Here is a 26,011-nt window from a genome sequence, read left to right on the forward strand (position 1 = left end):
GTGGCCCGCACCATCCGTGAAGGGGGCTCCGTCGGCACCGCCGGCGGGGCCTCCCCGGCATCGCGTCGTCGCCCCTTCCGGGGCCGCACCGCCCTCACGCTGCTGGCCTTCCTCGCGCCCGCGATCGTCTTCGTCTGCTGGTTCACCTACTGGCCGATGCTGCAGGGCGCCCGCATGGCCTTCCACGACTGGAACCTGTGGGACCTGACGTCGACGCCGTTCGTGGGTTTCGACAACTTCCTCGCCGTCTTCCGCGACCCGGCGTTCCCGACCGTGGCGTGGAACTCCGTGCTCTGGGTGGTCGGCTCGCTCGTGCCGCAGCTCGTGATCGGGTTCCTCATCGCGCTCGCCCTGCGCAAGCGGTTCCGCTTCCGCGGCCTCTACCAGGCGCTGGTGTTCTTCCCGTGGGCGGTGTCCGGCTTCCTCATCGGCATGCTGTTCCGCTGGATGTTCAACGCCGAGTTCGGCGTCGTCAACGACCTGCTCATGAAGGCCGGTCTGATCGACGCCCCGCTGCCGTGGCTGGCGGACCCGAAGCTCGCGATGTTCGCCGTGATCGTCGCGAACATCTGGTACGGCGTGACCTTCTTCGCGATCATGATCCTCGCCGCTCTCCAGTCGGTGCCGGACGAGATGCTGGAGGCGGCGAGCCTCGACGGCGCCGGCAAAGTGCGGCAGCTGTTCTCCATCATCATCCCGTACATCTCGATGACGCTGCTGCTGACGATCCTGCTGCGCGTGATCTGGATCTTCAACTTCCCCGACATCATCTACGCGATGACGAACGGCGGCCCGGCCAACCAGACCCACATCATCACGACGTGGATGATCAACTACACGCAGCAGGGCAACTACGGCATCGCGAGCGCCATCGGGCTCATCGTCGTGGCGTTCCTCATGGTGTTCTGCGCGTTCTACCTGATGGCGATGCGGAGAGTGCAGCGATGACCATCACCTCATCCGTCCGGACCGGATCCTCGGTCACGGAGACCCGTCGCATCACGGTGCCCGACCCGAAGGCCGCCCCGCGCTCCAAGCCCCGCGTCACGGTGGGCGGCGTGGTGCGTGTCGTCGGCCTGGGCCTGTGGCTGCTCATCACGCTGTTCCCGCTGTACTGGATCACGCTCACCGCGTTCAAGTCGCCGGGGACCATCAACCGCTTCCCGATCGAGTACTGGCCGAGCGAGCCCTCGCTGGACAACTTCACGAGCCTGTTCGAGAAGAGCTCGTTCGGGACGTTCCTGGCGAACTCGGCCATCGTGGCGGTGTCGGCCGGCGCGGTGGCGACGCTCATCGCCCTGCTCAGCGCCTACGTGCTGGCACGGTTCGAGTTCCGCGGCAAAGGCACGGTGCTCATCGCGTTCCTGTTGACGCAGATGATCCCGGCGTTCATCGCCCTCGGACCGCTGTACTCGATGATGACCGACCTGGGACTCGTCGACACCAAGCCCGGTCTCATCCTCGTCTACATCGCGATCTGCATCCCGTTCTCCACGGTCATGCTGCGGGGCTTCTTCGAGAACGTCCCCGACGCGCTGGAGGAGGCAGCGATGATCGACGGCTGCTCGCGCCTGGGCGCCCTGTTCCGGGTGCTCGTGCCGGTGATGACCCCTGGCATCATCGCCGCGTTCATCTTCAACTTCGTGAACTGCTGGAACGAGCTGTTCCTGTCGGTCGTGCTGATGAACACCGATGCGAACCGCACCGTGCCCTCGGCGCTGAACGGCTTCATCTCCACGTTCAACATCGACTGGGGCTCCATGAGCGCCGCGGCCGTGCTGACGATCCTCCCGACGATGGTGATGTTCGCCCTCGCCAGCCGCTGGATCGTCCAGGGCCTCACGGCCGGGGCCGTCAAGGAGTAACCCGCCCGAATCGCGCAAATGGTCCCATTCCTTGACGGAATGGGACCATTTGCGCGATTCGAAGGCCTAGACGAGCCGGGACTTCGGCGACACGGAGTACGTGTGCTCGGCGTCGCGGTTGACCGTGTCACCGAGGGCCTCGTCGATCGCGGCCATGGTGTCGGCGTCGAGCGTCACGCCGGAGGCCTTGACCGTGTCGGCGAGCTGCTCCGGACGGGAGGCGCCGACGAGGGCCGCCGCGACGTTCGGGTTCTGCAGCACCCACGCGATCGCGAGCTGCGGCATCGACAGCCCCGCCTGCTCCGCGATCGGCTTGAGGCGCTGCACCGCGGTGAGGATCTCGTCCTGCAGGAAGCTCTTGATGAAGCCCGCGCCCGAATTCTGATCCGTCGCCCGCGACCCCTCCGGCACCGGCTGGCCAGGGAGGTACTTCCCGCTCAGCACGCCCTGCGCCATCGGCGACCAGACGATCTGCGAGATGCCGAGCTCCTCCGACGCGGGGACCACCTTGCCCTCGATGACCCGCCACAGCATGGAGTACTGGGGCTGGTTGGAGATGAGCTGGATGCCGAGCTGCTTCGCCAGCGCGTGTCCTTCGCGGAGCTGCTCCGCGGTCCACTCCGAGACGCCGATGTAGAGCGCCTTGCCCTGACGGACCACGTCGGCGAAGGCCTGGAACGTCTCCTCCAGCGGGGTCTCGTAGTCGAAGCGGTGTGCCTGGTAGAGATCGACGTAGTCGGTGCCGAGGCGCTGCAGCGAGCCGTTGATCGACTCCATGATGTGCTTCCGGCTCAGGCCGGTGTCGTTCGGACCCTTGGGGCCGGTCGGGAAGTAGACCTTCGTGAAGATCTCGAGGCTCTCGCGACGCTGGCCTTCGAGAGCCTTGCCGAGCACGACCTCGGCGGCCGTGTTGGCGTAGGTGTCCGCGGTGTCGAACGTGGTGATGCCGGCGTCCAGGGCGGCGTGCACGGTCTTGACCGCGGCGTCGTCCTCGACCTGCGAGGCGTGCGTGACCCAGTTGCCGTACGTGATCTCCGAGACCTTGAGACCGCTGTTGCCGAGATAGCGATAGTTGACCATGGACCAACGCTAGTCCCGCCAAGGGGAGCAGCGGGCCGGATCGGCCGCGATCGTCAGACGGTGGCGGGCGCCGGTCCGCGGCGGCGGGACGTGAGCGCGGCCCCGACCAGCACCCCGACCGCGGCGAGCGCGCTGACCGCGTACAGGGGCAGCGCCCACGGGGAGGCATCGGCGCCGCTGATGCCGAAGGTGTCGGCGAGCCCCATGCCCGGGCCGAACGACGCGACGAAGTAGGCCGGAGCCCCGCCCATGAGCAGCGCGAGGAACGTCATGCCGGCCACCACCGCCGGAGCCCGCGTGAGGAGGCAGACGACGGCCGTCCCGACTCCCAGGCACACGCCCGCGCCGAGGATGCCGAGGACGGTCGGCGGCATGAGGCTCTCCCCGGCGTTGGACATCGCGGCCCGGACCTCGTCGAGCGAGAGGTCGCCCGGAGCCGCGGCCAGCGGGTTCAGCACGAGGATCTGCACCGCGGCGAGGGCGGCGTACGCGGTGACGGCGAGCACGCCCGCGACGCAGATCCAGAGGGTGGGACGCGGCACCGGTGTCATGCGGTCACCCTAGGCAGGGCTGCTGAGAGTCTCCCGGTATTCACGCCAGGCGTCGCCCAGCCGTCGCACCCCTTCGGTGAGCACGTCGTCCGGCGCGGTGAACGGCAGGCGCACGTGGTCGTCCGGCGCGGCGGCCGAGACCGCGAAGGCCCCGGTTCCCGCGATCGAGACCCCGTGCGCGGCGGCGACTCGCGCGAGAGCCGATGCGGAGCCCCGAGGCAGCGCCGCCCACAGCGCGAGTCCGCCCCGAGGGGCATCGGAGGTCCAGTCGGGGAGGTGCGCGGCCATCAGCTCCTGCAGCAGGAGGAGCCGCTGCTGGTGCACGCGGCTGTTGGCGCGGCGGAGCTCCGTCGCGTGCGCGATGAGGTCGAGTGCGAGGAGCTGGCCGGGCACGCTCGTGGACTGGTCGGCGAGCTGCCGGGCGCCGCGGAGCCGCCGGACCAGCACCGGGTCGGCCCGCAGCCACCCGATCCGCAGCCCGGCCCAGGCCCACTTCGACACGGATTCGACGACGAGCACCGGGGCGTCCGGCCGCTCCGAGGCGAGCGTGGGCGGGACGACCCCGTCGAACGAGATGCCGGCGACGACGCGATCCTCGATCACGGGAACCCCGTACTGCGCGGCGAGCTCGGCCACGCGGTGGCGCGCCGCCGCGGGCAGCCGCGTCCCCGTCGGGTTCTGGTGGTGCGGGTTGAGCGCGACGAGCACGGGACGCAGCCGGGCCATCGCCTGCTCCAGCGCGTCGACGTCGAGGCCGTCCGCGCCCATCGGCACGCCGTGCACGGTGCCGCCGCGCAGCCCCACGGAGTCGGTCACGCCCGGCCAGGTGATCTCCTCCGCGAGCACGACGTCGCCGGGCTCCACGAGCGCGTTGACGACGAGGCTGATGGCCTGCTGCGCGCCGTGGGTCACGAGGATCTGCTCGGGCGTGGTCGGCGTCCCCTCGGCGCGGTACATGTCGGCGATGAGTTCGCGGAGGGCGGGGAGCCCCGCGGGGTCGGTCTCCGGGAGCAGGGCGAGGTCGAGCCGCGGCTGGTGGTCGCGGATGAGCTGCACACCGAGGTCCGGGATCTGCGGCACCGTGCGGAGCAGGTCGATCGCGTTGGGGAGAGCCGAGAACAGGGCCTCGCCGCGGCCGGGACGGCGGTCCGCCGCGGGGGTCGTCCTCGCCCCCGTGACCGTGGTCCCGCTCCCCTGCCGGCGCTCGACGAGGCCCTGCTCGGCGAGGGACGCATAGGCCGACACGACCGTGCCCCGCGAGACCGCGACCGCCGCGGAGAGGGCGCGTTCGGCAGGCAGGCGGTCGGCGGGACGCAGCTCACCCCCGCCGATCAGGGCCGTGATCGCCGCGGCGAGGCGGGTGGAGAGGGTGCCGTCGCCGTGGGCCCAGCGGCCGAGGCGTGCGGCGAGAGCGCCCGCAGCGACCTCACCGCCCTGCACGAGGGGACCGGGGGCCGATCCGTGGGCCACCGGCGTCGCATTGGCCCTGTCGAGGGTGTCCATGAGAGCCGATTCTGGACCAATGACAGCTTCCACGACCATCTTCGGGCTCGATCTCGGTCCAATTCAGCAGGATTGGACCATCGGCGAGCTTCTCGCATGGCTCCAGGACGACGCCCGCACGCACGACCCGGCCCTCCGCGAACCGCTCGCCCGCATCGAGGCCGCCGTGACCGGCACCCCGTGGCCGAGCTCCCCGTCCACGGTGGCCTTGATCCGTTCTCTCGTGGCGGCGTCGCGGTCCGGAGGCCTCTCCCGCGTTCGAATCGCCCACTTTGCTCCAAATCCGGCCGGGATGGAGCACAGTGAGCGATTCGAAACGAGTCAGGTGGCCTGAGCCCCGGGAGTGGTGACGATGTCGGCGCGGTCGCGGAAGCCCTCCGCCGTGACCCTGTCCAGCGCGACCTGCTTGCGGATGGCCAGCGCCTTCTCGTACAGGCTCGGGTCGCCGTAGCTCGTGAGCACCTTCACCAGCACCGGCAGCAGCTCGATCATGAAGAACAGCGCCGCGATGAGGATGTGCGCCCAGAGGATCGCGGGCTCCTTCTCGCTCAGGCGGTTGAGGCCGCTGATCTGACTCAGCAGCCCCACCGCCCCGGCGTTGCCCTGCGCCACGGAATCCGCGCGGGCGTTGTAGGCCGCGAGCGCCTGCTCGTACGTGTCGCGCGCGGCGGGGAGCTCGTCCTGCGCCTGCTGACGGTTCTGCGACTCCGAGGCCGTGGTGTTCTCCTTGGCGGCGCTTCCGGCAGCGGCGAGCTCCTCGTTCGCGGTGCGGAGCTGGGCCGCGAGCGCGTCGTAGGTCTGCTGGGCCTCGGCGAGCTGGGCCTGGGCGGCCTGAGAGCTCGCGCCCTCGCCGTTCACGCCGGTGCAGCCGGGGACGGTGCCCGCACCCTCGCCCGTGAGCTCGCACTGGTACAGCGTCCGCGCCTGGTCGATCACCGCCTGCTGCTCGGTGAGCTTGGCCGTCAGGTCGTCGACCGTGGACTGGGCGGCGGACTCGGTCGCCGACGACGACTCGGTCCCCGCGACGATGCCCGTCGCCGCCTGGTTCTCGAGCGCCGCGACACGCTCGGACGCCGCATCCAGCGCCTTCTTCTCGGGGCCGGTCTCGAGCGCCTCCTGGTCGGCCTGCGCCTGGACGATGTTGGTCGCGGCGACCTCGCGCGAGATGTCGTTGTGGAAGATCTGCAGAACGAGTGGCTCCGCGACGACGAAACCGATGATCGCGGCCATGATGACGCGGGGGATCGCCAGACCGATGAGCTTCCAGACGTTGCGGGTCGACGTCATGGTCGAGGTCAGGAAGCGGTCGAGGTTGAAGATGATGAGCGCCCACACGATCGCGAGCGGGATGGCGAGCCAGACCGCCGCGCGCACGCCCGTGGTGAGGGCGAAGAGCATGGAGATCGCGCTGACGAGGGCGGTCCCGGCGAGCACGAAGAACATCTGCACGAAGCGCGGGGTCTCGCCGGGGACACGGTCGAGGATCTCGCCCTCGGCCCCGCCGAGGATCGCGAGAGCACGGAGGCGCTCGGCGGCGGTGCGACGACGACGCGGTTTCCGGACGCGCGGCGGACGCGCCTTCCGGTCGGGGACGGGCTCCGCGTCGACCGGGGCGTCGGGCGCCGTCACCGGCTCGGGCGTCGGGTCGTCGGACGCGACGTCGGACTGCGCGGGCGTGTCGCCGGTCGGCTCGTACTCGCGCAGGAAGTCGAGGTCATCCGTCTCGGCGTTCGGGTCGCCGTCGAGGATGATCCGACCCTGCGAGTCGAAGCGACCCGGGCGGTGGGCGGAATAGGGCATCCCGATAATCTACGAAACTCCGCCTGTGCATACCGTGGAAGATCCCTTGGACGGGCCTTCGAGTCGCGCGAATGGCGGCATCCGGGCCGGATGTGGAGCCAGGTAAGCGATTCGAACCGGGGTCAGGCCATCGCCGCGGCGGCAGCCTCGTCCTCGGTCGTCGCGACGAGCTGTCCGCAGGCGCCGTCGATCTCCTTGCCGCGGGTGTCGCGGAGGGTCGTCGGGATGCCGGCGTCGTTCAGCCGTCGCACGAACTCGTCCGTGACGTCCTTCTCCGACGAGGTCCAGATCGAGCCCGGCGTCGGGTTCAGCGGGATCGGGTTCACGTGCACCCATCCGCGACCGCGCTGGTTCAGCTTCTCCGCCAACATGTCGGCCCGCCAGGCGTGGTCGTTCATGTCCTTGATGAGGGCGTACTCGATGGACACGCGGCGCCCGGTCTTGGCGTAGTAGTCGTAGGCCGCGTCGAGCGCCTCGTCGACCTTCCACCGCGAGTTCACGGGGATGAGCTCGTCGCGCAGGTGGTCGTCGGGGGCGTGCAGCGACAGGGCGAACGTGACGGGGATGTTCTCGTCGGCCAGCTTCCTGATCGCGGGCACGAGCCCCACCGTCGACACCGTGATGCCGCGGGCGCTCATGCCGAGACCGTCGGGCTGCGGGGCGACCATGGTGCGCACCGCGTCCATGACGCGCTTGTAGTTGGCCAGCGGCTCCCCCATGCCCATGAAGACGATGTTGGAGACGCGCTCCATGCTGTGATCGTCGCGCTTCTTGCCGCCCAGCTCGCCGTTCGCGATGGCCCGGTTGGCCCGGACGATCTGCTCGATGATCTCGGCGGTGGACATGTTGCGCGTCAGCCCCGCCTGACCCGTGGCACAGAACGGGCAGTTCATGCCGCAGCCGGCCTGGCTCGACACGCACAGCGTGATGCGTCCGGGGTAGCGCATGAGGACCGACTCGACGAGCGCGCCGTCGTGCAGGCGCCAGAGGAACTTGATGGTGTCGCCGCGGTCGGTCTCCAGCCGCCGCACCTCGGTCATGAGGGGCGGGAGCATGCCGGCGACGAGCTCGTCGCGGATACCGGCGGGGAGGTCCGTCATCTCCGCGGGGTCGGACGTGTAGTGGCGGAAGTAGTGCGTGGCGAGCTGCTTGGCGCGGAACCCGGGGAGTCCGAGCTCCTTCACCTTCTCGATGCGCTCGGCCGGGGTGAGGTCGGCGAGGTGGACCGGCGGCTTGCCGCGCTTCGGGCTCGCGAACTGCAGCAGGGGGCGCCCCTCGGCGTCCTTCTTCTGGGTCCAGCCCTCGGTCGCGGGGCGCACCTGCGGGGCGCGGGTCTCGCGGATCGCCCCCGAACGGGACGACGCGGGCGCAGTCGCGGGGCGCGTCTCGGGTGTGCGGGGGTTCTCGGCCATCCCTCCAGGGTACCGGGATGCGGGTGGGAGGCGGCTGGGCACGATCCCTGTCGCGGAGCGGGGCCCGAGGCTACTTGTAATGACAAGTTGCGGTGCGGAAGAATGGGCGCATCCCCCTCGATCAAGGAGCAGCATGTCCGACCGTCTCGCCCGCGCCCGCACCACCGGCATCCTCGCCGTCCTCCGCGCCCCGTCGCCGGAGCTGGCTCTGGAGGCCTCGGAGGCGATCATCCGCGGCGGAGTCTCCGGTATCGAGGTGACCTTCTCGACCCCCGACGCGCCGGCCGTGATCCGCGAGCTCATCGCCCGCCATGGAGACGCCGCGTACATCGGCGCCGGCACCGTCACGACGGCGGAGCAGGCGACCCAGGCCGCCGACGCGGGTGCCGCGTTCCTCGTCAGCCCGGGAACCCTCCCCGACCTCACGCGCGCCATGCTCGACACCGGCCGCGTCGTGATGACCGGCGCGATGACCCCGACCGAGGTCATGGGCGCCCTCGAACTCGGGGTCGACGTCGTGAAGATCTTCCCCGCCTCCCTCGGCGGCCCCTCCTACCTCGGTGCGCTGCGCGGACCCTTCCCCGACGCCCCGCTGATGCCCACGGGCGGCGTGAAGCCCGACAACCTCGCCGACTGGTTCGCGGCCGGCGCGGTCGCCGTGGGGGCCGGTGGCGACCTCGCGAACGGCACCGCGATCGCGAACGCGGACTGGGCGGACATCGAGGAGCGCGCCGCGCGCTTCGCGGCCGCCCTCGCTGCCACGCGGAGCTGAGCCGCCGACCTCCGGGATCATTTGGTATACCGGATGCATGCGGATGCGACGGAGTGCGGCGGTCGGCGTGCTCGCGGGGGCACTGCTTCTCGCCCCAGCCTGCACCGCTGCACCCTCGTCGCCCCACACGGCACGGATCCCGGAGGTTCCCATGACCGACGCCACGTCCGACCTGCTCGCCGCGGCCGCCGCGGGGGACGCTGACGCCGTCCGCCGCGCGCTCGACGCGGGCGCCGACATCGAGGCCCGTGGCGACGGCGGCATGACCCCCCTGATCACGGCCACCAAGGCGAACCACGTCGACGCGGCACGGCTCCTGATCGAGGCCGGCGCCGACGTGAACGCGAAGGACGACATCCAGGACTCCGCCTACCTCTACGCCGGCGCCCGCGGGCATGACGGGATCCTGCGGATGACCCTGGCGCACGGAGCGGACCTCCGCAGCACGAACCGCTTCGGCGGCACCGCACTGATCCCCGCGTCCGAGCGCGGCCTGCTGCCGACGGTGGAGATCCTGCTGGAGGCGGGGGTCGATCCGGATCACATCAACAACCTCGGCTGGACCGCCCTGCACGAGGCGATCGTGCTCGGCGACGGCTCCGCCCGCTACGTCGAGGTGGTGCGCGCTCTCCTCGACGGCGGGGCCGACGCGACCATCCGCGACGGCGACGGGGTGCTGCCGGTCGACCTCGCGACCGACCGCGGGTACGACGCCATCGCCGCCGAGCTCCGGCGGTGACAGCGCTCGATCCCTGGGCCTGGGCGGCGCTCGGCGTGGCCGCGGTCGTCATCGGGATCTCGAAGACCGCTCTTCCGGGCGGCAGCATCCTCGCGATCGCCCTGTTCGCCGCCGTCCTCCCCGCACGCACCTCCACGGCCGCGACGCTCCTGCTGCTGATGGTGGGCGACGTGTTCGCGCTCCTCGCCTATCGACGGCACGCGCACTGGCCCACGCTGCTGCGCCTCGCACCCGCGGTCGTGGCGGGACTCCTCCTGGGCTTCGCCTTCCTCGCCCTGACCGGAGACGGAGTCGTGCGCCGCGCCATCGGCGTGATCCTGCTGCTCATGATCGCCGTGACGCTGTGGCGGCGATGGCGGCAGGCGCGGGCGGAGCAGGAGGCGGCGGCGCGGGGCGGCGCGCTGCTGGCCGGCGTCTACGGCACGCTCGGCGGTTTCACGACCATGGTGGCCAACGCGGGCGGGCCGGTCATGTCGATGTACTTCCTCGCCACGCGCACGCCCGTCCAGGTGTTCCTCGGCACCTCCGCCTGGTTCTTCGCGATCATCAACGTGATCAAGGTGCCGTTCCTCGCCGGCATCGGGCTGTTCACCGGGCCCGTGCTGCTCACCGATGCGATCCTCGCGCCGCTCGTGGTGCTCGGCGCGAGGCTCGGGCTGCGGGTGGCGCGGCGCCTGGACCAGCGGCTCTTCGACCGCATCGTGATCGTGCTGACGATCCTCGGCGCCGTGTATCTGCTGCTCTAGCCCTTCGACAGGCTCAGCCCCTTCGACAGGCTCAGGGACCCACCGTGGGTCGCTGAGCCTGTCGAAGCGCGTCAGTCCAGGAAGATGTCCGGGAACAGCGCGCTGTCCGGAGTCCCCGGCACCGCGGCGTAGCCCGAGAAGTCGGTGACGCCGTTCGCCTCGAGCACGTCCTCCACGATCAGCGACTGTCCCGTGTACGTGCGCGCCGGCTGGGTGAGCACGGCGTAGGCGGCGTCGGCGTAGATGTCAGCCGTCCGGCTCGCGGCCATCACCTTGTCGCCGCCGAGGAGGTTCTGCACCGCGGCGGTCGCGATCGTCGTGCGCGGCCACAGCGTGTTGGCGGCGATGCCGTCGGCCGCGAACTCCGCCGCGAGCCCGAGCGTGACCATCGTCATCCCGTACTTCGCGAGCGTGTACCCGGTGTGCGCGCCCAGCCACTTCGGGGTGGGATTCAGGGGCGGCGAGAGCGAGAGGATGTGCGGGTTCTCGGCGTCCTTGAGGATGGGCACCGCGGCCCGGGAGAGCATGAAGGTGCCGCGGACGTTCACATCCTGCATCAGGTCGTACTTCTTCGCGGAGAGGTCGAGCGATCGGGAGAGGTCGATGACGCTGGCGTTGTTGAGGACGATGTCGATCCCGCCGAACTCGCCCTGGGTCTTCATGACGGCCTCGGTGATGTGGTCGTCGTCCCGCACGTCGCCCACGATCGGCAGCGCCTGGCCGCCGGCGGCGCGGATCTGCTCGGCCGCGCTGTGCACGGTGCCCTCGAGCTTCGGGTGCGGGGAGTCGGTCTTGGCGAGCATCGCGATGTTCGCGCCGTCCGCGGCCGCGCGCAGGGCGATCGCGAGGCCGATCCCGCGGCTGCCGCCCGACATGAGGATGGTCTTTCCGGCGAGTGTGCTCATGGTTCTCGTTTCGAATCGCTTGATTGGCTGGATTTCCGGGTCGAATCGGGTCATTCAGGCGATTCGAAGCCGGGAGGGGTCACCGCGGGGCCATGCGGATGGCGCCGTCGAGGCGGATGGTCTCGCCGTTGAGGTAGCCGTTCTCGACGATCTGCTGCACGAGGGCGGCGTACTCGTCGGGGCGTCCGAGGCGAGCGGGGAACGGCACCTGCTGTCCGAGCGAGTCCTGCGCCTCCTGCGGCAGGCCCATGAGCATCGGGGTCTCCATGATGCCCGGGGCGATCGTGCACACGCGGATGGCGTGACGGGCGAGCTCGCGGGCGATCGGCAGGGTCATGGCGTGCACGCCGCCCTTGGACGCCGAGTACGCCGGCTGCCCGATCTGTCCGTCGAACGCGGCGACGCTCGCGGTGTTGACGATGACCCCCCGCTCCTCGTCGTGCAGCTCGTTCGCGGCGATGACGGCGGCGGCCTGGGAGATCACGTTGAATGTGCCGACGAGGTTGATGCGGACGATCCGCTCGAAGTCGGCGAGGACGGCGGGCGTGCCGTCCCGGTCGAGCACCTTGGCGGGCGGGGCGATGCCAGCGCAGTTCACGACCACCCGCAGCGGCGCGGCGGCCTGTGCCGCGGCGACGGCGGCCTTGACCTCGTCGACGCTCGTCACATCCGCGGGCACGAAGAGACCGCCGAGCTCTGCGGCGATCTCCTCCCCCTTCGACGAGGCGAGGTCGATGATCGTGACGTGCGCGCCTGCGGCCGTGAGCCGACGGGCGGTGGCCAGCCCGAGTCCGGAGGCGCCGCCGGTGACGAGGGCACCCTGTCCGCTGATCTGCATCTGATGTTCTCCTTCGAACGTCGTCGTGCGACATGCATGGAACGCAGTCCCAGCCTATGCGGTTCTTGGTGTCACCGCAGGCCCGCCGCGTCGACCCGAGCCTACGACACCGAGGTTCCGGCAGGATGGAGAGGTGAGCATCCCCGCCGCCTCCGTCGAGGTCCCCGCCCCGGTCCGCGAACTCGCCGCCGGGGCCGCGCTGACCCCCGCGTGGCGCAACGCGATCGGCGGCCTGACCTTCCGCACCGACGACGGCCGCTACATCAAATGGGGTCCCCACGATCCCGAGGCGAGCATGCGCGACGAGGCCGAGCGGATGCGCTGGGCCCGCACCTGGACCACCGTGCCCGAGGTGCTCTCCCAGGGCCAGGACGAGGCGCACGAATGGCTCGTGACGGCGGCCCTGCCCGGCAGCAGCGCCGTGGATCCGCGGTGGGCCGCCTCTCCCGAGTCCGCCGTGCGCGCGGTCGGGCTCGGCCTGCGCCTCCTGCACGATGCGCTCCCCGTCGCGGAGTGCCCGTGGACCTGGAGCCCTGAGGAGCGCATCGCGAACGCCGCCGCCCGTGGCACGCTGGTGCCGACGGACCTGCAGGAGCCCCCGTCGATCGACCGGCTCGTGGTCTGCCACGGCGACGCGTGCCTCCCCAACACCCTGCTCGACGACGACGGCCGTCCGGTGGCCCACGTCGACCTCGCCGCGCTCGGCGTCGCCGACCGGTGGGCCGACATCGCCGTGGCCGCCATGAGCACGCTGTGGAACTTCGGTCCCGGGTGGGAGGACACGCTCATCGCGGCCTACGGCGTCGACCCCGATCCCCCGCGGCTGGAGTACTACCGACGGCTCTGGAACGAGACCTGAGCCGCGCTCACGCCTCGGGATGCGCGTCGCTGAGGAGACTCCCGTCGGGCGGCCGCCGATCCCACGACGGTTTGCGCAGCGCATAGAACAGCAGCGGCGGCACGCCGAGCACGACGATCACCAGACCGACGATCCACGGGTACGCGGCGGCCGGGAAGGCGGTGAACCCCTGCGGCGGGATGAAGGCGAGCACGAACGCGGCGAGGCAGGCGACGAAACCGACCCCGGCGACGAACGGCAGGGCCTTCACGCGATAGGCCCGGTGGACGTCGGGCGCCTTCCGCCGCAGCACCATCGCCGAGGCGAACATGAGCATGTACATGATGAGGTACAGCGCGGCGGCCATGTCGATGAGGGCGACGAAGGCCGCGCTGACGTTCGGCACGATGATGAAGATCGCCGCGAGGATCGTGACGATCGTGCCCTGGAGCATGAGGATGCCCGACTGGACCCCGGCCTTGTTGCGCTTCTGCAGCAGCGGCGGGAGCAGACCCGTCTCCGCCGCCGCCAGCACGCCCTTGGACGGACCGGCGACCCAGGTCACCACCGAGGCGAGGGCCCCGGCGGCGATGAGCGCGGACACGACGGCCGTCGCCCACCCCATGTCCCAGTGGTCGAAGTACTCCCCGAACGCGAGCATGATGCCGTTCGTCAGCCCGAGCTCCTTCTCCGGCACCGCGACCGCGATCGCGATGGTGGGCAGGATGAAGACGAGCAGGATGAGGCCGGCGGCGAGGAACACCGAGCGCGGATAGCCCTTGCCGGGATCCTTCATCTGGTTCACGTGGACGGCGTTCACCTCCATACCGGCGTAGGCGAGCACGTTCGACACGATCAGCACGATGGAGGCCAGCCCCGTGAACGGCGGGATCATCGCCGAGGCATCCAGCGGCACCTGACTCTTCTCTCCGCTGAACACCCACACCGCCCCGAACACGATGAGCAGCACCGCCGGGAACAGGGTGCCGAGGATGCCGCCCCAGGAGCCGAGCTTCGCGAAGAGGTCGCCGCCGCGGAGGGTGACCAGGGTGGAGCCCCAGTAGAAGACGATGATGACGACCGCGGTGAAGAACCCGGAGCTGGACAGCGAGGGGTCGAGGAAGACGAAGGCGAGGGCGCCGGCCACGAACGCGAGCTGCGTCGGGAACCAGACCACGTTCTGGATCCACTGCAGCCACACCGCGGTGAACCCCCAGCGGTTGCCGAGGGCCTCGCGCACCCAGACGTACACGCCGCCCTTCCACCCCGTCGCGAGCTCGGCCGCGACGAGGGCCGTGGGGATGAGGAAGAGGATCGCCGGGATGATGTAGAGCGTGACGCTGCCGAGGCCGTAGATCGCCATCGCCGGAAGCGAGCGCAGGCTCGCCACGACCACGAGGGTGAGCAGGGCGAGCTGTCCGACGCCGAGGACGGCGACGGCGGGACGGGAGACGCGCGGCGTGGAGGCGGCGCCGGCGGCACCGGACTGCGGGGCGGACATATCGGCCCCCTAGTGGTGGAACGCCGAGTCGGGGTGGTCGGACGGCATCGGAGCCGTGAGCGCGTCGAGGTGTGCCACCTCGGCGGTGATGGCCTCGAGCAGTTCGGCGGCCAGGTCCATGCTGAGCCCGTTGCGCACGACGATCCGCTGCACCGTGAGGTCTTCGAGGTCCGCGGGCATGGGATAGGCGGGCACGAGCCAGCCGCGCATCCGGAGGCGGTCCTGGAGGTGGTAGAGCGTCCACTTGTCGGTGTGCCCGTCCTTCAGGCGCCAGGCGAAGACGGGGATGTCGCTGCCGTCGTTCCACAGCTCGAACGCATCGAGCTTCGCGATGCCCGCGGAGAGGAACTTCGCCACGTCCTGCGAGGCCTGCTGCACGGCCCGGTAGCCCTCGAACCCGAGGCGGAGGAACAGGTAGTACTGCAGCAGCACCTGAGCGCCAGGGCGGGAGAAGTTCAGGGCGAAGGTCGGCATCTCCCCGCCGAGATAGCTCACCTTGAACACCAGGTCCTCCGGCAGCCAGTGCGCGTCGCGCCAGACCACCCACCCGAGACCCGGGTAGACGAGACCGTACTTGTGTCCCGAGGTGCTGATGGAATGCACGCGCTCCAGCCGGAAGTCCCAGACCAGGTCGGGCTGGAGGAACGGGGCGATCATCGCGCCCGAGGCGCCGTCCACGTGGATCGGGATGTCGAGACCCGTCTTCTCCTGGATCGCGTCGAGCGCCGCGGCGATCTCGGCCACCGGCTCGTACATGCCGGTGTAGGTGACGCCCATGATGGCGACCACCCCGATGGTGTTCTCGTCCACGTACTTCTCGAGGTCATGGCCGTCGAGCGTCTTGTGCTCCTCGCTGATGGGCACGTAGCGCGGTTCGACGTCGAAGTAGTTGCAGAACTTCTCCCAGCACACCTGCACCGCGCTCGACATCACGAGGTTCGGCGTGGAGGCGTCCTTGCCGGCGGCACGGCGGGCCTGCTGCCAGCGACGCTTGAACGCGAGACCGCCGAGCATGCACGCCTCGGAGGAGCCGATGGTCGACGTGCCGATGCTGCGGGAGGCGTCCGGCGCCTTCCACAGGTTCGCGAGCATGTGCCAGCAGTTGTCCTCGATGGCGGCGGTCTGCGGATACTCGTCCTTGTCGATCATGTTCTTGTCGAAGGAGGCCATGTAGACCTGCTTCGCCTCGTCATCCATCCAGGTGCTGACGAAGGTGGCGAGGTTGAGGCGCGCGTTGCCGTCGAGGATGGTCTCGTCCTCGACGATCTGCTTCGCCGTCGCGGGAAGCGACTCGGAATCCGGGATGACGTGTCGCGGTGCGACGGTGGCCTCACCCGGCCGCGTGAACAGCGGCTGGTCGTCGGCGGAGGAGATGCTCATGGGACGTCCCTTTCGGTCGGTGTCGATTGGCACTGTCTCCAGCGGACGCTAGACCGGCCGTCGAGTCACCTCCAGGGGCCCTCGTCCGAAAGGGGTGAGGTCAGGACGGCCCGAGGATGAAGTTCCAGGCGCCGGTGGCGACCGCCGCGGCGATCGCGATCCCGGAGATCGCGGCCCCGACGGCCAGGAGGGCCCACTCGGGGGCGCCGAAGCGGGACTCGCGCGCCCAGGTGCGACGGCCGGGGGCACCGAAGCCCCTCGCCTCCATCGCGGTGGCGAGCTTCGCGCCGCGGCGGATCGACAGGACGAGCAGGGCGAAGGCCATCCCGAGGAAGCGCCGGATGCGGCCGCGGTCGGCCACGCCGCGGGCTCGACGCGCCAGTTCCAGAGCCCGCCAGTCGTCGAGGAACAGCCCCACCATGCGCAGTCCGGCGAGCGCGCCGAGCACGAATCGGGCGGGCAGGCGCAGGATCTGCCCGAGGCCGTCGGCGAGATCGGTCGGATCGACCGTGATGAAGAGCACCACCGAGGGCAGGGCGATCGCGAGCACCCGGAGCATCGTGGCGACGGCGAGCGCGAGCGACCCCTCGCTGATGCGCAGCACGAACCAGTCGACGTAGACCGTGCCGCTCGTCTCGCCGTACAGGGCGATGGTGAGCCCTGTGAGCGGCGCTGCGAGCCAGACCGGCCAGGTGCGCACCCAGAACTCCCGCCACCCGATGCCGGCGAACAGGAACAGCACCGCTTCGAGCACCAGGGCGACCGCCGCCGAGACGGGATCCAGCGTGAGGATCAACGGCACGGCGATGAGCGCGCTCACGCCGAGCTTCGCGACCGGGTTGATCCGGGCCACGACGCCGGCGCGGGCGCGGGTGTCGGCGAGATCCGTCATGCCGGCGCCTCCAGGGCGAAGCGGGTGGCGTGCAGGGCGCGCGCCACGTCGAGGTCGTGCGTGACGGTGACGATCGCGGAGCCCTCATCCCGGAGGGTGGCGAGCATCGCGACGAGCTCGGCCCAGGTGCGGGCGTCCTGTCCGAACGTCGGCTCGTCGAGGATCAGCACCCGGGGTCGCGTGGCGATCGCGGCCGCGACGGTGAGACGGCGCTTCTCCCCACCCGAGAGCGTGTACGGGTTCGCGGCTCCCAGCGCGGACAGGCGCAGGCGGGCGAGCAGCTCGTCGACGCGGGCCTCGACCTCGTCCTCGGGGACGCCCAGCGCGCGCGGGCCAATGGCGAGCTCGTCCCGCACAGTGGTGGCGAGGAGCTGGTGCTCCGGCTCCTGGAAGACCATGCCGATCCGGGTGAGGAGGTCGCGGGACGCCCAGCGGATCGGCGCGGGATCGGCACCCTGCGCGAGCATCGGCGCCGCGATCACGGCCCCCTCCGCGGGCGGGAGCAGGCCCGCTAGGGTCAGGCCCAGCGTGGACTTGCCCGCGCCGTTCGGACCGGTGATCGCGAGGGCCTCGCCCGCCCGCACGTCGAGGTCGATGCCGCGGGCCACCGGACGCCCCTTCACCCGCGCCACGGCGAGTGCTCGGGCCGACAGCAGCACCTCGCCGGGCACTGTCCTCGGTGCCGGGGGCTCGGCGGGAGGACGCCCGGGCACCCAGACGCCGTCCGCCGCCAGGCGCTCTCCCTGCGCACCGAGCACCGCGGCGGGAGGGCCGTCCGCGACCACCCCGCCGGCACCGAGCACGATGACCCGGGTGAGGAGCGGCAACCACACCTCGAGTCGATGCTCCACGACCACGAGGGTGGCGGGGTGCGCGGCGAGCATCCGCTCCACCGCCTCCCTGACCTCGCGCACCCCGTCCGGATCGAGGTTCGCCGTCGGCTCGTCGAGGAGGACGAGGCCGGGGCGCATCGCGAGCATGCCGGCGAGGGCGAGACGTTGCTTCTGGCCGCCCGACAGCGCCTTGGTCGGATGATCGAGCGGCACGTCGAGGCCGACGGCAGCGAGCGCCGCCTCGACACGCGGCCAGATCTCCGCACGCGGCACGCCGAGGTTCTCGCACCCGAACGCGACGTCGTCGCCCGCGCGGGCGAGGATCACCTGGGAGTCGGGGTCCTGGAGCACGAGCCCGGCGCGCCCGCGAGTCGCCACCGCCGGAGCGTCGTCGACGAGGAGCTCCCCCGCGCTCTCGCCCTCCTCCTCGCCGCCGAGCACGCCCGCGAGGCCGTGCAGCAGGGTCGACTTGCCCGCCCCGGACGCGCCGAGCACGAGAACCCGCTCGCCGGGCTCGATGCGGAACGAGACGTCGCGCAGCGCCCATGCCCGGCGGCTCGCATGCCGCCAGCCCCAGCCGCGCGCCTCGACGACCGCGGGAGCGACCTGCGCCGCCATCAGACGCGCACGCGCGCCTCGCGCCCGGAGCCGAAGCGGTCCAGCGCCCCCGTCGCCGCGATGCCGCGGGCGAGCACCCACGACAGGGCACCGGCGATGACGGCGCCGGAGATCACGGTGCTCACGAGGTAGATCACGGTGAACGCGGGACCGGAGCCGGCGTACCAGAGGATGAGGTTGTTGATGCCTCCCGCGAGCGCAGCGCCGGCACCGGCGAGGATCGCGACGGGCAGCGACCAGCGACGGTAGAAGAACAGCAGGAAGACGAGCTCGGCGCCGAGACCCTGCACGAGGCCCGCTTCGAGCGTGAGGAAGCCACCCCACTGGTTGCCGATGAGCGCCGAGACGACGGCGGCCAGCAGTTCGACGTAGATCGCCGCACCGGCCTTGCGGATGATGAGGCCGCCGAGCACTCCGGCGAACAGCCACGGTCCGTCCAGGAGCCCCTGGAGCCCGGGGAGCAGCGGCTCGAGCAGGGCCTTGGGGCCGAGGTACCCGACGTTCCAGGCCAGGAAGATCAGGCCGGCGGCGACGCCGAGCACGCTGGCGACGACGATGTCGACGATGCGCCACCGCAGATAGCCGCGCGCCGGAGCGCCGGTCGTCTTCGTGGACGAGGATGCGGACGTGGACGTACTCATGTGAACTCCTCCCTGCGCTGGCATGACCCAGATCAGGTTCGACGGTCGAAGCGCGATTCGCTCCCTCTCAGCCCGGCTCGCCGGACTCCCGTGGTTGTGCTGTCGATCCTAGCGTCTTCCGCCCGCGCGTCCCGAGCCGCGCACGGCGGATTCCTGGCGGCATTCGGTACCGTAAGCGAGTGACCGCTTCCGATCCCCCTGAAGAGGCGTCCGGCGGCGTCGGCGTCGACGCGCGGCCCGAGGACTCCACCCCCGCGTCCTCGCAAACCGTCGACACGCTGCCTGCGACCACGACGGAGACCGTCGCGTGGGCCGATGCCTCGACACCGGCGACCGCGCTGACCTGGGTCGACACGGACGTGGTCGAGTCCGGGTCGTCGACGCCGGAGTTCGACGCCACCCCGGAAGCCGAGGCCGCCCCCGGCCTGCTGCGCGAGGCGACGCTGCGTCCGGCGATCGCCGGCCCCGGCCTGCTCGTCCCGCTCGGGGTCCTCGCCGGGCTCGTCGCCTCCTACGCCGGAAGCACGCTGCTCTGGCCGTTGCACGAGGTCGCCCCCACCGTCCAGGCCGTGGAGGTCACCCCGGTGGCCGCCCCCACCGCCGCGCTCGCCTGGCCGGAGGTGGGCGACGGCGCCGTGGGCATCGCCGGGATGACCACGGCCGCGTCCACGACCGCCCCGGTCAGCATCGCGAGCATCACCAAGGTCGTCAGCACGCTCATGGTGCTCGACCGCCTGCCCCTCGCCCCCGGGGAGCAGGGCCCCGAGTTCTCCTTCACCTACGCCGACAGCATCCGGTACTGGGACTACCGGATCTCGAACCAGTCCGCGCTGGATGTCCCCGTGGGCGGGGTGCTGACCGAGTACCAGCTCCTGCAGGGCACCCTGCTCGGTTCGGCCAACAACTACATCGATCGGCTCGCCGCGGAGATCTGGGGCTCCAATCGGGAGTTCGCGGCCGCCGCCGAGGTCTGGCTCGGCGAGCGCGGGCTCTCCGGGATCACCGTGGTCACGCCGTCCGGGTTCGACGCGCGCAACGTCGCCACCCCGGAGGCGCTCGTGGCTCTCGGCGAGCTCGCGATGCAGAATCCCGTGTTCGCGGAGATCGTGGGCACCCGGTCGGTCGAGCTGCCGGGGGCCGGCACGGTGGAGAACACGAACGGCATGCTCGCGGACCCGGGGGTCGTCGGCATCAAGACCGGCACACTCGTCGGCTGGAACCTGCTGACGGCGAAGGACGTCTCCGTGGGGGACTCGACGGTCCGCCTCTACGCCGCGGCGCTGAACCAGGAGGACGACGAGGCGCGTCTCGCCCTCACCCGAGCCCTCTTCGCGCAGACCGAGGCGGCGCTGCAGGCGCAGGGCCCCGCCGTTCCCGCCGGGACGGTGGTCGGACGCGTCCGCACCGCCTGGGGCGAGGAGGTCGACGTCGTGACCGGTGAGGACGCGGATGTGGTGCTGTGGAACGGGGCGAGCGCGACCGCGTCGGCTGTGTTCGATCTCGGCGAGGAGCGCGAGGCGGACGGCGACGTCGGCACCCTCACCACGGCCGGCCCCATCGACACCACCGAGACCGCACTCGTCCTCGCCGAAGACGTGGACGGCCCGAGCCCGTGGTGGCGCCTCACCCATCCCCTCGAGCTGTTCGGCATCGACGCGGACCGCTCCTGACGACTGACGCCCCGCTCCGAGTCCGGAGCGGGGCGTCAGGGCGATGACGATCAGGGACGAGGCGACGCGCCGTCCGCCCCGTCGTCGAGGAGCGCCTGCGCGGCGGCCGCCTCCGCTCCGGGAAGCTGGGCACCGACGGCGGCACCCGCCACGGCATCGGCCGCCTGCTCCTCCGCGCGGACCTCGGCGTCGGCCTCTCCCGTCACCACGACCGGAGACGACCCGGTCAGGGCCGCTTCCGCGTCGAGGTCGGTCGCCGCCTGCTCGAACTGCGACTGGTACAGCCGCCAGTACGCGCCCTGGGCGGCGATGAGCTCGTCGTGCGTGCCCTTCTCGACGATGTCGCCGTGCTCCATCACGAGGATGAGGTCCGCGTCGCGGATGGTCGACAGCCGGTGCGCGATGACGAACGAGGTGCGCCCCTGCCGGAGAGCGGCCATGGCGTTCTGCAGCAGCAGCTCGGTGCGGGTATCGACCGCCGAGGTGGCCTCGTCAAGGATGAGGATCGACGGCTGCGCCACGAACGCCCGGGCGATCGTGATGAGCTGCCGCTCACCGGCCGAGACATTCGACGCGTCCTCGTCGAGCACGGTGTCGTACCCATCCGGAAGCGCGTGCACGAAGCGGTCGACGTAGGTCGCCCGCGCGGCGGCCAGCACCTCCTCGTCCGTCGCGGTCGAGCGTCCGTAGCGGATGTTCTCGCGGATGCTCCCGGCGAACAGCCAGGGGTCCTGGAGCACCATGCCGGTGCGGGACCGGAGGTCGTCACGCGTGATGGTCGAGATGTCCTGACCGTCCAGCGTGATCCGTCCGCCGCTGAGTTCGTAGAACCGCATGATGAGGTTCACGAGCGTCGTCTTGCCGGCACCCGTGGGTCCGACGATCGCGACGGTCTGCCCCGGCTCCACCCGGAACGACAGATCGGTGATGAGCGGACGCTCCGGCGAGTAGGAGAAGGAGACGTTCTCGAACTCGATCACGCCCTCCCCTTCGCGCAGAGCAGGGGCGTCGGGGGCGTCGGCGTCCTGCTCATCGGCGTCGAGCAGGTCGAACACCCGCTCCGCCGAGGCGGTGCCGGACTGCACGACCGCGGCCATGCCGCCCAGCTCGGACAGCGGCTGCGTGAACTGCTGCGAGTACTGGATGAACGCCTGCACGTCGCCGAGCCGGAGCTGCCCGCTCGCGACCATGAGCCCGCCGAGCACCGCGATGCCGACGTAGGTGAGGCTGCCGACGAAGGTCATCGCGGGCATGATGATGCCCGAGAGGAACTGCGCCTTGAAGCTCGCCTGGAAGAGCTCCTCGTTCTCGGCCTTGAACTTGTCCAGCGCGTCCTGCTCGCGGCCGAACACCTTGACCAGCGCGTGGCCGGAGAAGGCCTCCTCGACCCGGGCGTTGAGCCGGCCGACCTTGCGCCACTGCGTGCCGAAGGCCTTCTGCGACCGCGGTCCGATGACGCCGAAGATCACGCCCATGAGCGGAAGCGCCACGAGGGCGACGAGGGCGAGCTGCCACGAGATCGAGAACATCATCACGAGCACGCCGATCACCGTCAGCACGGCGGTCAGTGCTCCCGACAGCGACTGCTGCATGGTCTGGGTGATGTTGTCGATGTCGTTCGTCACCCGCGAGATCAGCTCGCCGCGCTGCACCCTGTCGAAGTACGCCAGCGGGAGCCGGTTGATCTTCGCCTCGACGGCCTCGCGCAGCCGCCACATGGTGCGCACCATGATGACGTTGATGACGTATCCCTGCAGCCAGCTGAGGAACGCGGCCACGACGTAGATCGCGAGAACCGCGGCGATCACCCAGCGCAGCGCGTCGAAGTCGATGCCGTCGCCGACCCGGAAGTCGCCGAGCGCGCCCACCTGGTTGGCGAAGTCGTTCTGCCCGGCGTCCCGCAGCGCGTCGACGACGACGTCCTGCGGGGTCCCGGCGGGGAAGCCCGGGAAGTCGCCGGTGGGCTGACCGAGCTGGATCGAGATGAAGCCGCGATAGACGATGTTCGTCGCCTCGGCGAGCACCTTCGGGGCGGCGACGGTCAGCACGACCCCGATCGCACCGAGGATCGACACGAAAACGAACCACACCGCAGAGGGCTTGAGCAGCCCGGTCATCCGCGCGAAGCTCGGGCCGAAGTTGTCGGCCTTGCCCGGCGCGACGCTGTCCCAGTCGCCGGAGTTCTGCCGCGCCTGCTCGGCGAGCTCCGCCTCGTACTGCGCCTCGGCGGTGAGCTCCCGCTCGACCGTGGGCGCGGCGGCCGAGCCCCGTCCGCGACGGCGCCGCCCCTGGGTCCCTGAGCTTGTCGAAGGGTCCTGCTCGCTCATGCGTCCACCCCCAGCTGCGACTCGACGATCTCGCGATAGGTCTCGCTGGTCTCCAGCAGCTCCTCATGGGTGCCGACGCCGACCATGGTGCCGCCCTCGAGGACCACGATGCGGTCCGCGTCGGTGATCGTCGAGACGCGCTGCGCGACCACGATCTTCGTCACGTGCGGGAGCTCGCGCCACAGCGCCTGCCGCAGCCGGGCATCCGTCGTGAGGTCGAGCGCGGAGAAGGAGTCGTCGAACACGAGCACCTGCGGCCGGTGCACGATGGCCCGCGCGATCGCCAGGCGCTGGCGCTGACCGCCGGACACGTTCGTGCCGCCCTGGGCGATGCGGGAGTCGAGACCGTCCGGCATCTCCTCCACGAAGTCGCGACCCTGGGCGATCTCCAGCGCGTGCCAGAGCTCCTCGTCGGTGGCGTCCTCGCGGCCGTAGCGCAGGTTGGACGCGACGGTGCCGGTGAAGAGGAAGGGACGCTGCGGCACCAGGCCGATGCTGTCCCACAGCGCCTCGACGTCGGCCTCGCGGACGTCTACGCCGCCGACGTGCACGGACCCGCCGGACACGTCGAACAGGCGCGGGATGAGCGAGACGAGCGTGGTCTTGCCCGACCCGGTGGAGCCGACGATCGCGACGGTCTCGCCCGGCTCCGCGGCGAAGCTGATGCCGGTGAGGACGGGGGCGTCGGCGCCGGGGTACGTGAACTCCACGTCGTCGAACGCGACGGCACCCGGGGTCGGGAAGACGGTGACGCCGTCCACCGGGCGGGTCATCGTGGACTCCGTGTTCAGCACCTCGCCGATGCGCTCGGCGGAGACCGCGGCGCGCGGGATCATCATCGCCATGAAGCTCGCCATGATGACGCCGCCCATGATCTGGCCGATGTACTGCATGAAGGCGAACAGGGTGCCCACCTGCACGGTGCCGTTGTTGACCTCGATGCCGCCGAACCAGATGACGGCGACGACCGTCACGTTGAGGATGAGCATGAAGAGCGGGAACAGCAGCACGAACAGCGAGCCGACCTTGCGGCCGACGACCATGATGTCGGTGTTCGCGCCGCGGAAGCGCTCCTCCTCGATGCGCTCCCGGACGAAGGCCCGCACCACGCGCACGCCGGTGAGCTGCTCGCGCATGATGCGGTTCACGTTGTCGAGCTTGCCCTGGTAGCTGCGGAAGAGCGGGACCATCCGGCCGATGACGAGCGCCGCGAGGACGAGGAGCACGGGGACGGCGACGGCGATCAGCCAGCTCAGCTCGGCGCTGGTGCGCACGGCGAAGATGATGCCGCCGATCGCGAGCAGCGGGGCGGTGACGAGCATGGTCGCGCCCATCATCGCCAGCATCTGCACCTGCTGCACGTCGTTCGTGTTGCGGGTGATGAGGGATCCGGCACCGAACTGCGAGACCTCGCGCTCGGAGAAGCCGCTCACCTTGCCGAACACGTCGGCGCGGATGTCACGGCCGGCGCCCATCGCGGCGCGGGCGGCGAAGAAGGTCGCGATGACCGAGGCCACGATCTGGCCGAACGACACGGCCAGCATGAACAGGCCGGTGCGCCAGATGTACGCGGTGTCGCCCTGCGCGACGCCCTTGTCGATGATGTCGGCGTTCAGGTACGGCAGGTAGAGGGTGGCGGCCGCGCTGGCGAACTGGAAGACCAGCACGGCGACGAGGAGCCACTTGTAGCGTGACAGATATCGGAGGAGGAGTTTTCCCAGCACAGGCGTACTTTCTCGGAAGGAGGAGGCGGCGGGTCTCCCGGCAGACGGATGCCGACCGACGACCGGCCATAGGACAGGGTGCCACGAAGCGGCGACATTCGGATCCCCCTCCGGGAGGACCTTCGCTCACAGCGAACCGGTGCCGTGTCACCCACGTCTTTCTGCACGCAGGCGATCAATGGCCGCCCCTAGAGAACTGAGGCGCGCGTCAGAACAGCGCGGGCTGTGGCACGTAGTCGCGGGCAGGCGCCCCGGCGTCGGGTCCGAGCTCGGCGAGGGTGGCGGGCTGCCACCGCGGATTGCGATCCTTGTCGACGAGCTGCGCGCGGATGCCCTCCACCAGGTCGGGGTGTTCGTTCACGAACCAGAGCACCCGGCGGTACTCGCCCTCCAGCGCGGCGCGGAGCCCGGTCATCTCCCGGGCCTCCCGCACGGCGTCGAGCGTCACGACGAGGCCCGTCGGAGCCAGATCGTCGAGCAGGTCGGCGACGGCCGCCGCGTCCTCGGTGCCGAGCGCGCGGAGCCGCTCGAGGATCTCGGGCACGGTCGGGGCGGCGAACGCCTCGTCGATCCACTCCCGCGCGGCGGGAAGCGAGGACGGCTCCGGCGTCTCGTCGAAGAGCAGGACGATCTCGCTGGGACTCGTCGGGTCGGCGCGATAGGCCAGAGCCTCGCGCAGCGCGTCGAGGCGGTCGGAGGGGACGAAGTGATCCGCGAAGCCCGCGTATACGGCATCGGCACCGTTCATCGTGGCCCCGGTGAGGCCGAGGTACTCGCCGAGCCGTCCGGGTGCCCGCCCCAGCAGCCAGGTGCCGCCGACGTCGGGCGTGAAGCCGATCCGGGTCTCCGGCATGGCGAGCTTCGAGCGTTCGGTGACCACGCGGATCGCGGCATGCCCTGCCAGACCGATACCGCCGCCCATCGTGATCCCGTCGGCGAGCGCGACCACGGGCTTCGGGTACTCCGCGATCATGGCGTTCATCGCGTACTCGCCTCGGAAGAACTCCGCAGACTGCTCCGGATGGCCGGACGTGATCTGGCCGTGCAGGCGACGCACGTCGCCGCCCGCGCACATGCCGCGCTCCCCCGCGCCGTCGATGAGGACGATCTGCACGTCGGAGTCGTCGCGCCAGGCCACCAGCGCCTCCGTGATGGTCGCGATCATGTCCTCATCGAGCGCATTGATCGCCTCGGGGCGGTTGAGCGTGAGCCGCCCGAGCGCTCCTTCGGTGCGGATGAGGACACGGGGCGCGGCGGGGGTATCGGTCACGGGTGCCAGGCTACCCCGTCGCGTGCGGCCGGATTCCGCACGAAATGCGGGTTCCGGGGCGGTTTTCCGGCAGGATAGGAGGAACTGTTCATCGCAACGAGAGGTC

At 70.7% G+C, this 26,011-nt stretch carries 23 protein-coding genes and 1 riboswitch; of the genes, 8 read left to right on the forward strand and 15 right to left on the reverse strand.

What is annotated here, in order from left to right:
* Positions 1-948, forward strand: coding sequence for a carbohydrate ABC transporter permease (locus tag B7W94_RS07130; protein WP_025105358.1), 948 nt, complete (start codon positions 1-3; stop codon positions 946-948).
* On the forward strand, positions 945-1,865 hold the full coding sequence (locus B7W94_RS07135; protein ID WP_216353884.1) for a carbohydrate ABC transporter permease: 921 nt from the start codon (positions 945-947) through the stop codon (positions 1,863-1,865). Before B7W94_RS07130 ends, B7W94_RS07135 begins: the two co-directional genes overlap by 4 nt.
* Before the next feature lie 66 nt (positions 1,866-1,931).
* Here B7W94_RS07135 and B7W94_RS07140 read toward each other — a convergent pair whose 3' ends face one another.
* From B7W94_RS07140 to yczR, 3 genes are read right to left on the reverse strand one after another with little or no spacing between them, the layout of a single operon-like run.
* Complete coding sequence (locus B7W94_RS07140; RefSeq protein WP_085605553.1) at positions 1,932-2,945, reverse strand: aldo/keto reductase family protein; 1,014 nt, start codon at positions 2,943-2,945, stop codon at positions 1,932-1,934.
* Positions 2,946-2,998: 53 nt separating this feature from the next.
* Positions 2,999-3,496, reverse strand: a complete 498-nt coding sequence (locus B7W94_RS07145; RefSeq protein WP_085605555.1) for a hypothetical protein — start codon at positions 3,494-3,496, stop codon at positions 2,999-3,001.
* A 9-nt stretch (positions 3,497-3,505) separates the two neighbouring features.
* Positions 3,506-4,999, reverse strand: a complete 1,494-nt coding sequence (gene yczR / locus B7W94_RS07150; protein ID WP_085605557.1) for a MocR-like transcription factor YczR — start codon at positions 4,997-4,999, stop codon at positions 3,506-3,508.
* Positions 5,000-5,018: 19 nt separating this feature from the next.
* On the opposite strand from yczR, the gene B7W94_RS07155 reads away from it, so the two are divergent.
* Positions 5,019-5,333 (forward strand): hypothetical protein, encoded by a 315-nt coding sequence (locus B7W94_RS07155; RefSeq protein WP_085605559.1) that lies wholly within the window; start codon positions 5,019-5,021, stop codon positions 5,331-5,333.
* Here the strand turns inward: B7W94_RS07155 and B7W94_RS07160 are convergent.
* Together B7W94_RS07160 and rlmN are read right to left on the reverse strand one after the other, a co-directional pair.
* Positions 5,321-6,799 (reverse strand): DUF4407 domain-containing protein, encoded by a 1,479-nt coding sequence (locus tag B7W94_RS07160; RefSeq protein ID WP_085605561.1) that lies wholly within the window; start codon positions 6,797-6,799, stop codon positions 5,321-5,323. The two genes, B7W94_RS07155 and B7W94_RS07160, sit on opposite strands and share 13 nt — an antisense overlap.
* Before the next feature lie 122 nt (positions 6,800-6,921).
* Positions 6,922-8,211: a 23S rRNA (adenine(2503)-C(2))-methyltransferase RlmN gene (rlmN, locus tag B7W94_RS07165; RefSeq protein WP_253247402.1), complete on the reverse strand. Its 1,290-nt coding sequence runs from the start codon at positions 8,209-8,211 to the stop codon at positions 6,922-6,924.
* Positions 8,212-8,344: 133 nt separating this feature from the next.
* Here rlmN and B7W94_RS07170 point away from each other — a divergent pair, with 133 nt between their 5' ends.
* The 3 genes from B7W94_RS07170 to B7W94_RS07180 all read left to right on the forward strand — a co-directional run bounded on the left by B7W94_RS07170 (position 8,345) and on the right by B7W94_RS07180 (position 10,468).
* The gene (locus tag B7W94_RS07170; protein WP_085605563.1) at positions 8,345-8,983 is read left to right on the forward strand and encodes a bifunctional 4-hydroxy-2-oxoglutarate aldolase/2-dehydro-3-deoxy-phosphogluconate aldolase; all 639 of its coding nucleotides are present in this window, start codon (positions 8,345-8,347) and stop codon (positions 8,981-8,983) included.
* Positions 8,984-9,134: 151 nt separating this feature from the next.
* Entirely contained in the window at positions 9,135-9,722 is a 588-nt protein-coding gene (locus tag B7W94_RS07175) for an ankyrin repeat domain-containing protein (RefSeq protein ID WP_139833281.1), read from the forward strand.
* The gene (locus B7W94_RS07180; RefSeq protein ID WP_025104852.1) at positions 9,719-10,468 is read left to right on the forward strand and encodes a sulfite exporter TauE/SafE family protein; all 750 of its coding nucleotides are present in this window, start codon (positions 9,719-9,721) and stop codon (positions 10,466-10,468) included. Before B7W94_RS07175 ends, B7W94_RS07180 begins: the two co-directional genes overlap by 4 nt.
* A 71-nt stretch (positions 10,469-10,539) precedes the next feature.
* Here the strand turns inward: B7W94_RS07180 and B7W94_RS07185 are convergent, their stop codons facing one another.
* Both B7W94_RS07185 and B7W94_RS07190 read right to left on the reverse strand, forming a co-directional pair.
* Complete coding sequence (locus B7W94_RS07185) at positions 10,540-11,373, reverse strand: SDR family oxidoreductase (protein ID WP_025104853.1); 834 nt, start codon at positions 11,371-11,373, stop codon at positions 10,540-10,542.
* A 79-nt stretch (positions 11,374-11,452) separates the two neighbouring features.
* Positions 11,453-12,211, reverse strand: a complete 759-nt coding sequence (locus tag B7W94_RS07190; RefSeq protein ID WP_062637106.1) for an SDR family NAD(P)-dependent oxidoreductase — start codon at positions 12,209-12,211, stop codon at positions 11,453-11,455.
* 133 nt (positions 12,212-12,344) lie between these two features.
* Between B7W94_RS07190 and B7W94_RS07195 the strand changes: the two genes are divergently transcribed.
* Positions 12,345-13,070, forward strand: a complete 726-nt coding sequence (locus tag B7W94_RS07195) for an aminoglycoside 3'-phosphotransferase (RefSeq protein WP_085605567.1) — start codon at positions 12,345-12,347, stop codon at positions 13,068-13,070.
* 7 nt (positions 13,071-13,077) lie between these two features.
* Here the strand turns inward: B7W94_RS07195 and B7W94_RS07200 are convergent, their stop codons facing one another.
* The 5 genes from B7W94_RS07200 to B7W94_RS07220 form a co-directional block, all read right to left on the reverse strand.
* Positions 13,078-14,550, reverse strand: a complete 1,473-nt coding sequence (locus tag B7W94_RS07200) for an amino acid permease (RefSeq protein ID WP_085605569.1) — start codon at positions 14,548-14,550, stop codon at positions 13,078-13,080.
* Between the two features lie 9 nt (positions 14,551-14,559).
* The gene (locus tag B7W94_RS07205) at positions 14,560-15,930 is read right to left on the reverse strand and encodes a glutamate decarboxylase (RefSeq protein WP_085605571.1); all 1,371 of its coding nucleotides are present in this window, start codon (positions 15,928-15,930) and stop codon (positions 14,560-14,562) included.
* 100 nt (positions 15,931-16,030) lie between these two features.
* Positions 16,031-16,822, reverse strand: a complete 792-nt coding sequence (locus B7W94_RS07210) for an energy-coupling factor transporter transmembrane component T family protein (RefSeq protein ID WP_025104858.1) — start codon at positions 16,820-16,822, stop codon at positions 16,031-16,033.
* On the reverse strand, positions 16,819-18,273 hold the full coding sequence (locus B7W94_RS07215; protein ID WP_172400087.1) for an ABC transporter ATP-binding protein: 1,455 nt from the start codon (positions 18,271-18,273) through the stop codon (positions 16,819-16,821). Before B7W94_RS07215 ends, B7W94_RS07210 begins: the two co-directional genes overlap by 4 nt.
* On the reverse strand, positions 18,273-18,914 hold the full coding sequence (locus B7W94_RS07220) for an ECF transporter S component (protein WP_085605573.1): 642 nt from the start codon (positions 18,912-18,914) through the stop codon (positions 18,273-18,275). Before B7W94_RS07220 ends, B7W94_RS07215 begins: the two co-directional genes overlap by 1 nt.
* Positions 18,905-19,016, reverse strand: a riboswitch (TPP riboswitch). It overlaps the preceding gene by 10 nt.
* A gap of 77 nt (positions 19,017-19,093) precedes the next feature.
* Between B7W94_RS07220 and B7W94_RS07225 the strand changes: the two genes are divergently transcribed.
* Positions 19,094-20,584: a D-alanyl-D-alanine carboxypeptidase family protein gene (locus B7W94_RS07225; RefSeq protein ID WP_085605575.1), complete on the forward strand. Its 1,491-nt coding sequence runs from the start codon at positions 19,094-19,096 to the stop codon at positions 20,582-20,584.
* Between the two features lie 50 nt (positions 20,585-20,634).
* Here B7W94_RS07225 and B7W94_RS07230 read toward each other — a convergent pair whose 3' ends face one another.
* The 3 genes from B7W94_RS07230 to B7W94_RS07240 all read right to left on the reverse strand — a co-directional run bounded on the left by B7W94_RS07230 (position 20,635) and on the right by B7W94_RS07240 (position 25,905).
* Positions 20,635-22,911 carry an ABC transporter ATP-binding protein gene (locus B7W94_RS07230; RefSeq protein WP_085605577.1) on the reverse strand — a complete coding sequence of 759 codons (2,277 nt, stop codon included), beginning with the start codon at positions 22,909-22,911 and terminating at the stop codon, positions 20,635-20,637.
* Positions 22,908-24,635 (reverse strand): ABC transporter ATP-binding protein, encoded by a 1,728-nt coding sequence (locus B7W94_RS07235; protein WP_025104863.1) that lies wholly within the window; start codon positions 24,633-24,635, stop codon positions 22,908-22,910. The genes B7W94_RS07230 and B7W94_RS07235 overlap by 4 nt, the downstream gene beginning before the upstream one ends.
* 208 nt (positions 24,636-24,843) lie before the next feature.
* Positions 24,844-25,905 carry an enoyl-CoA hydratase/isomerase family protein gene (locus tag B7W94_RS07240; RefSeq protein WP_085605579.1) on the reverse strand — a complete coding sequence of 354 codons (1,062 nt, stop codon included), beginning with the start codon at positions 25,903-25,905 and terminating at the stop codon, positions 24,844-24,846.
* Between the last annotated feature and the right edge of the window lie 106 nt (positions 25,906-26,011).

It is taken from the genome of Microbacterium sp. LEMMJ01 (assembly GCF_002114135.1).
Lineage (GTDB): Bacteria > Actinomycetota > Actinomycetes > Actinomycetales > Microbacteriaceae > Microbacterium.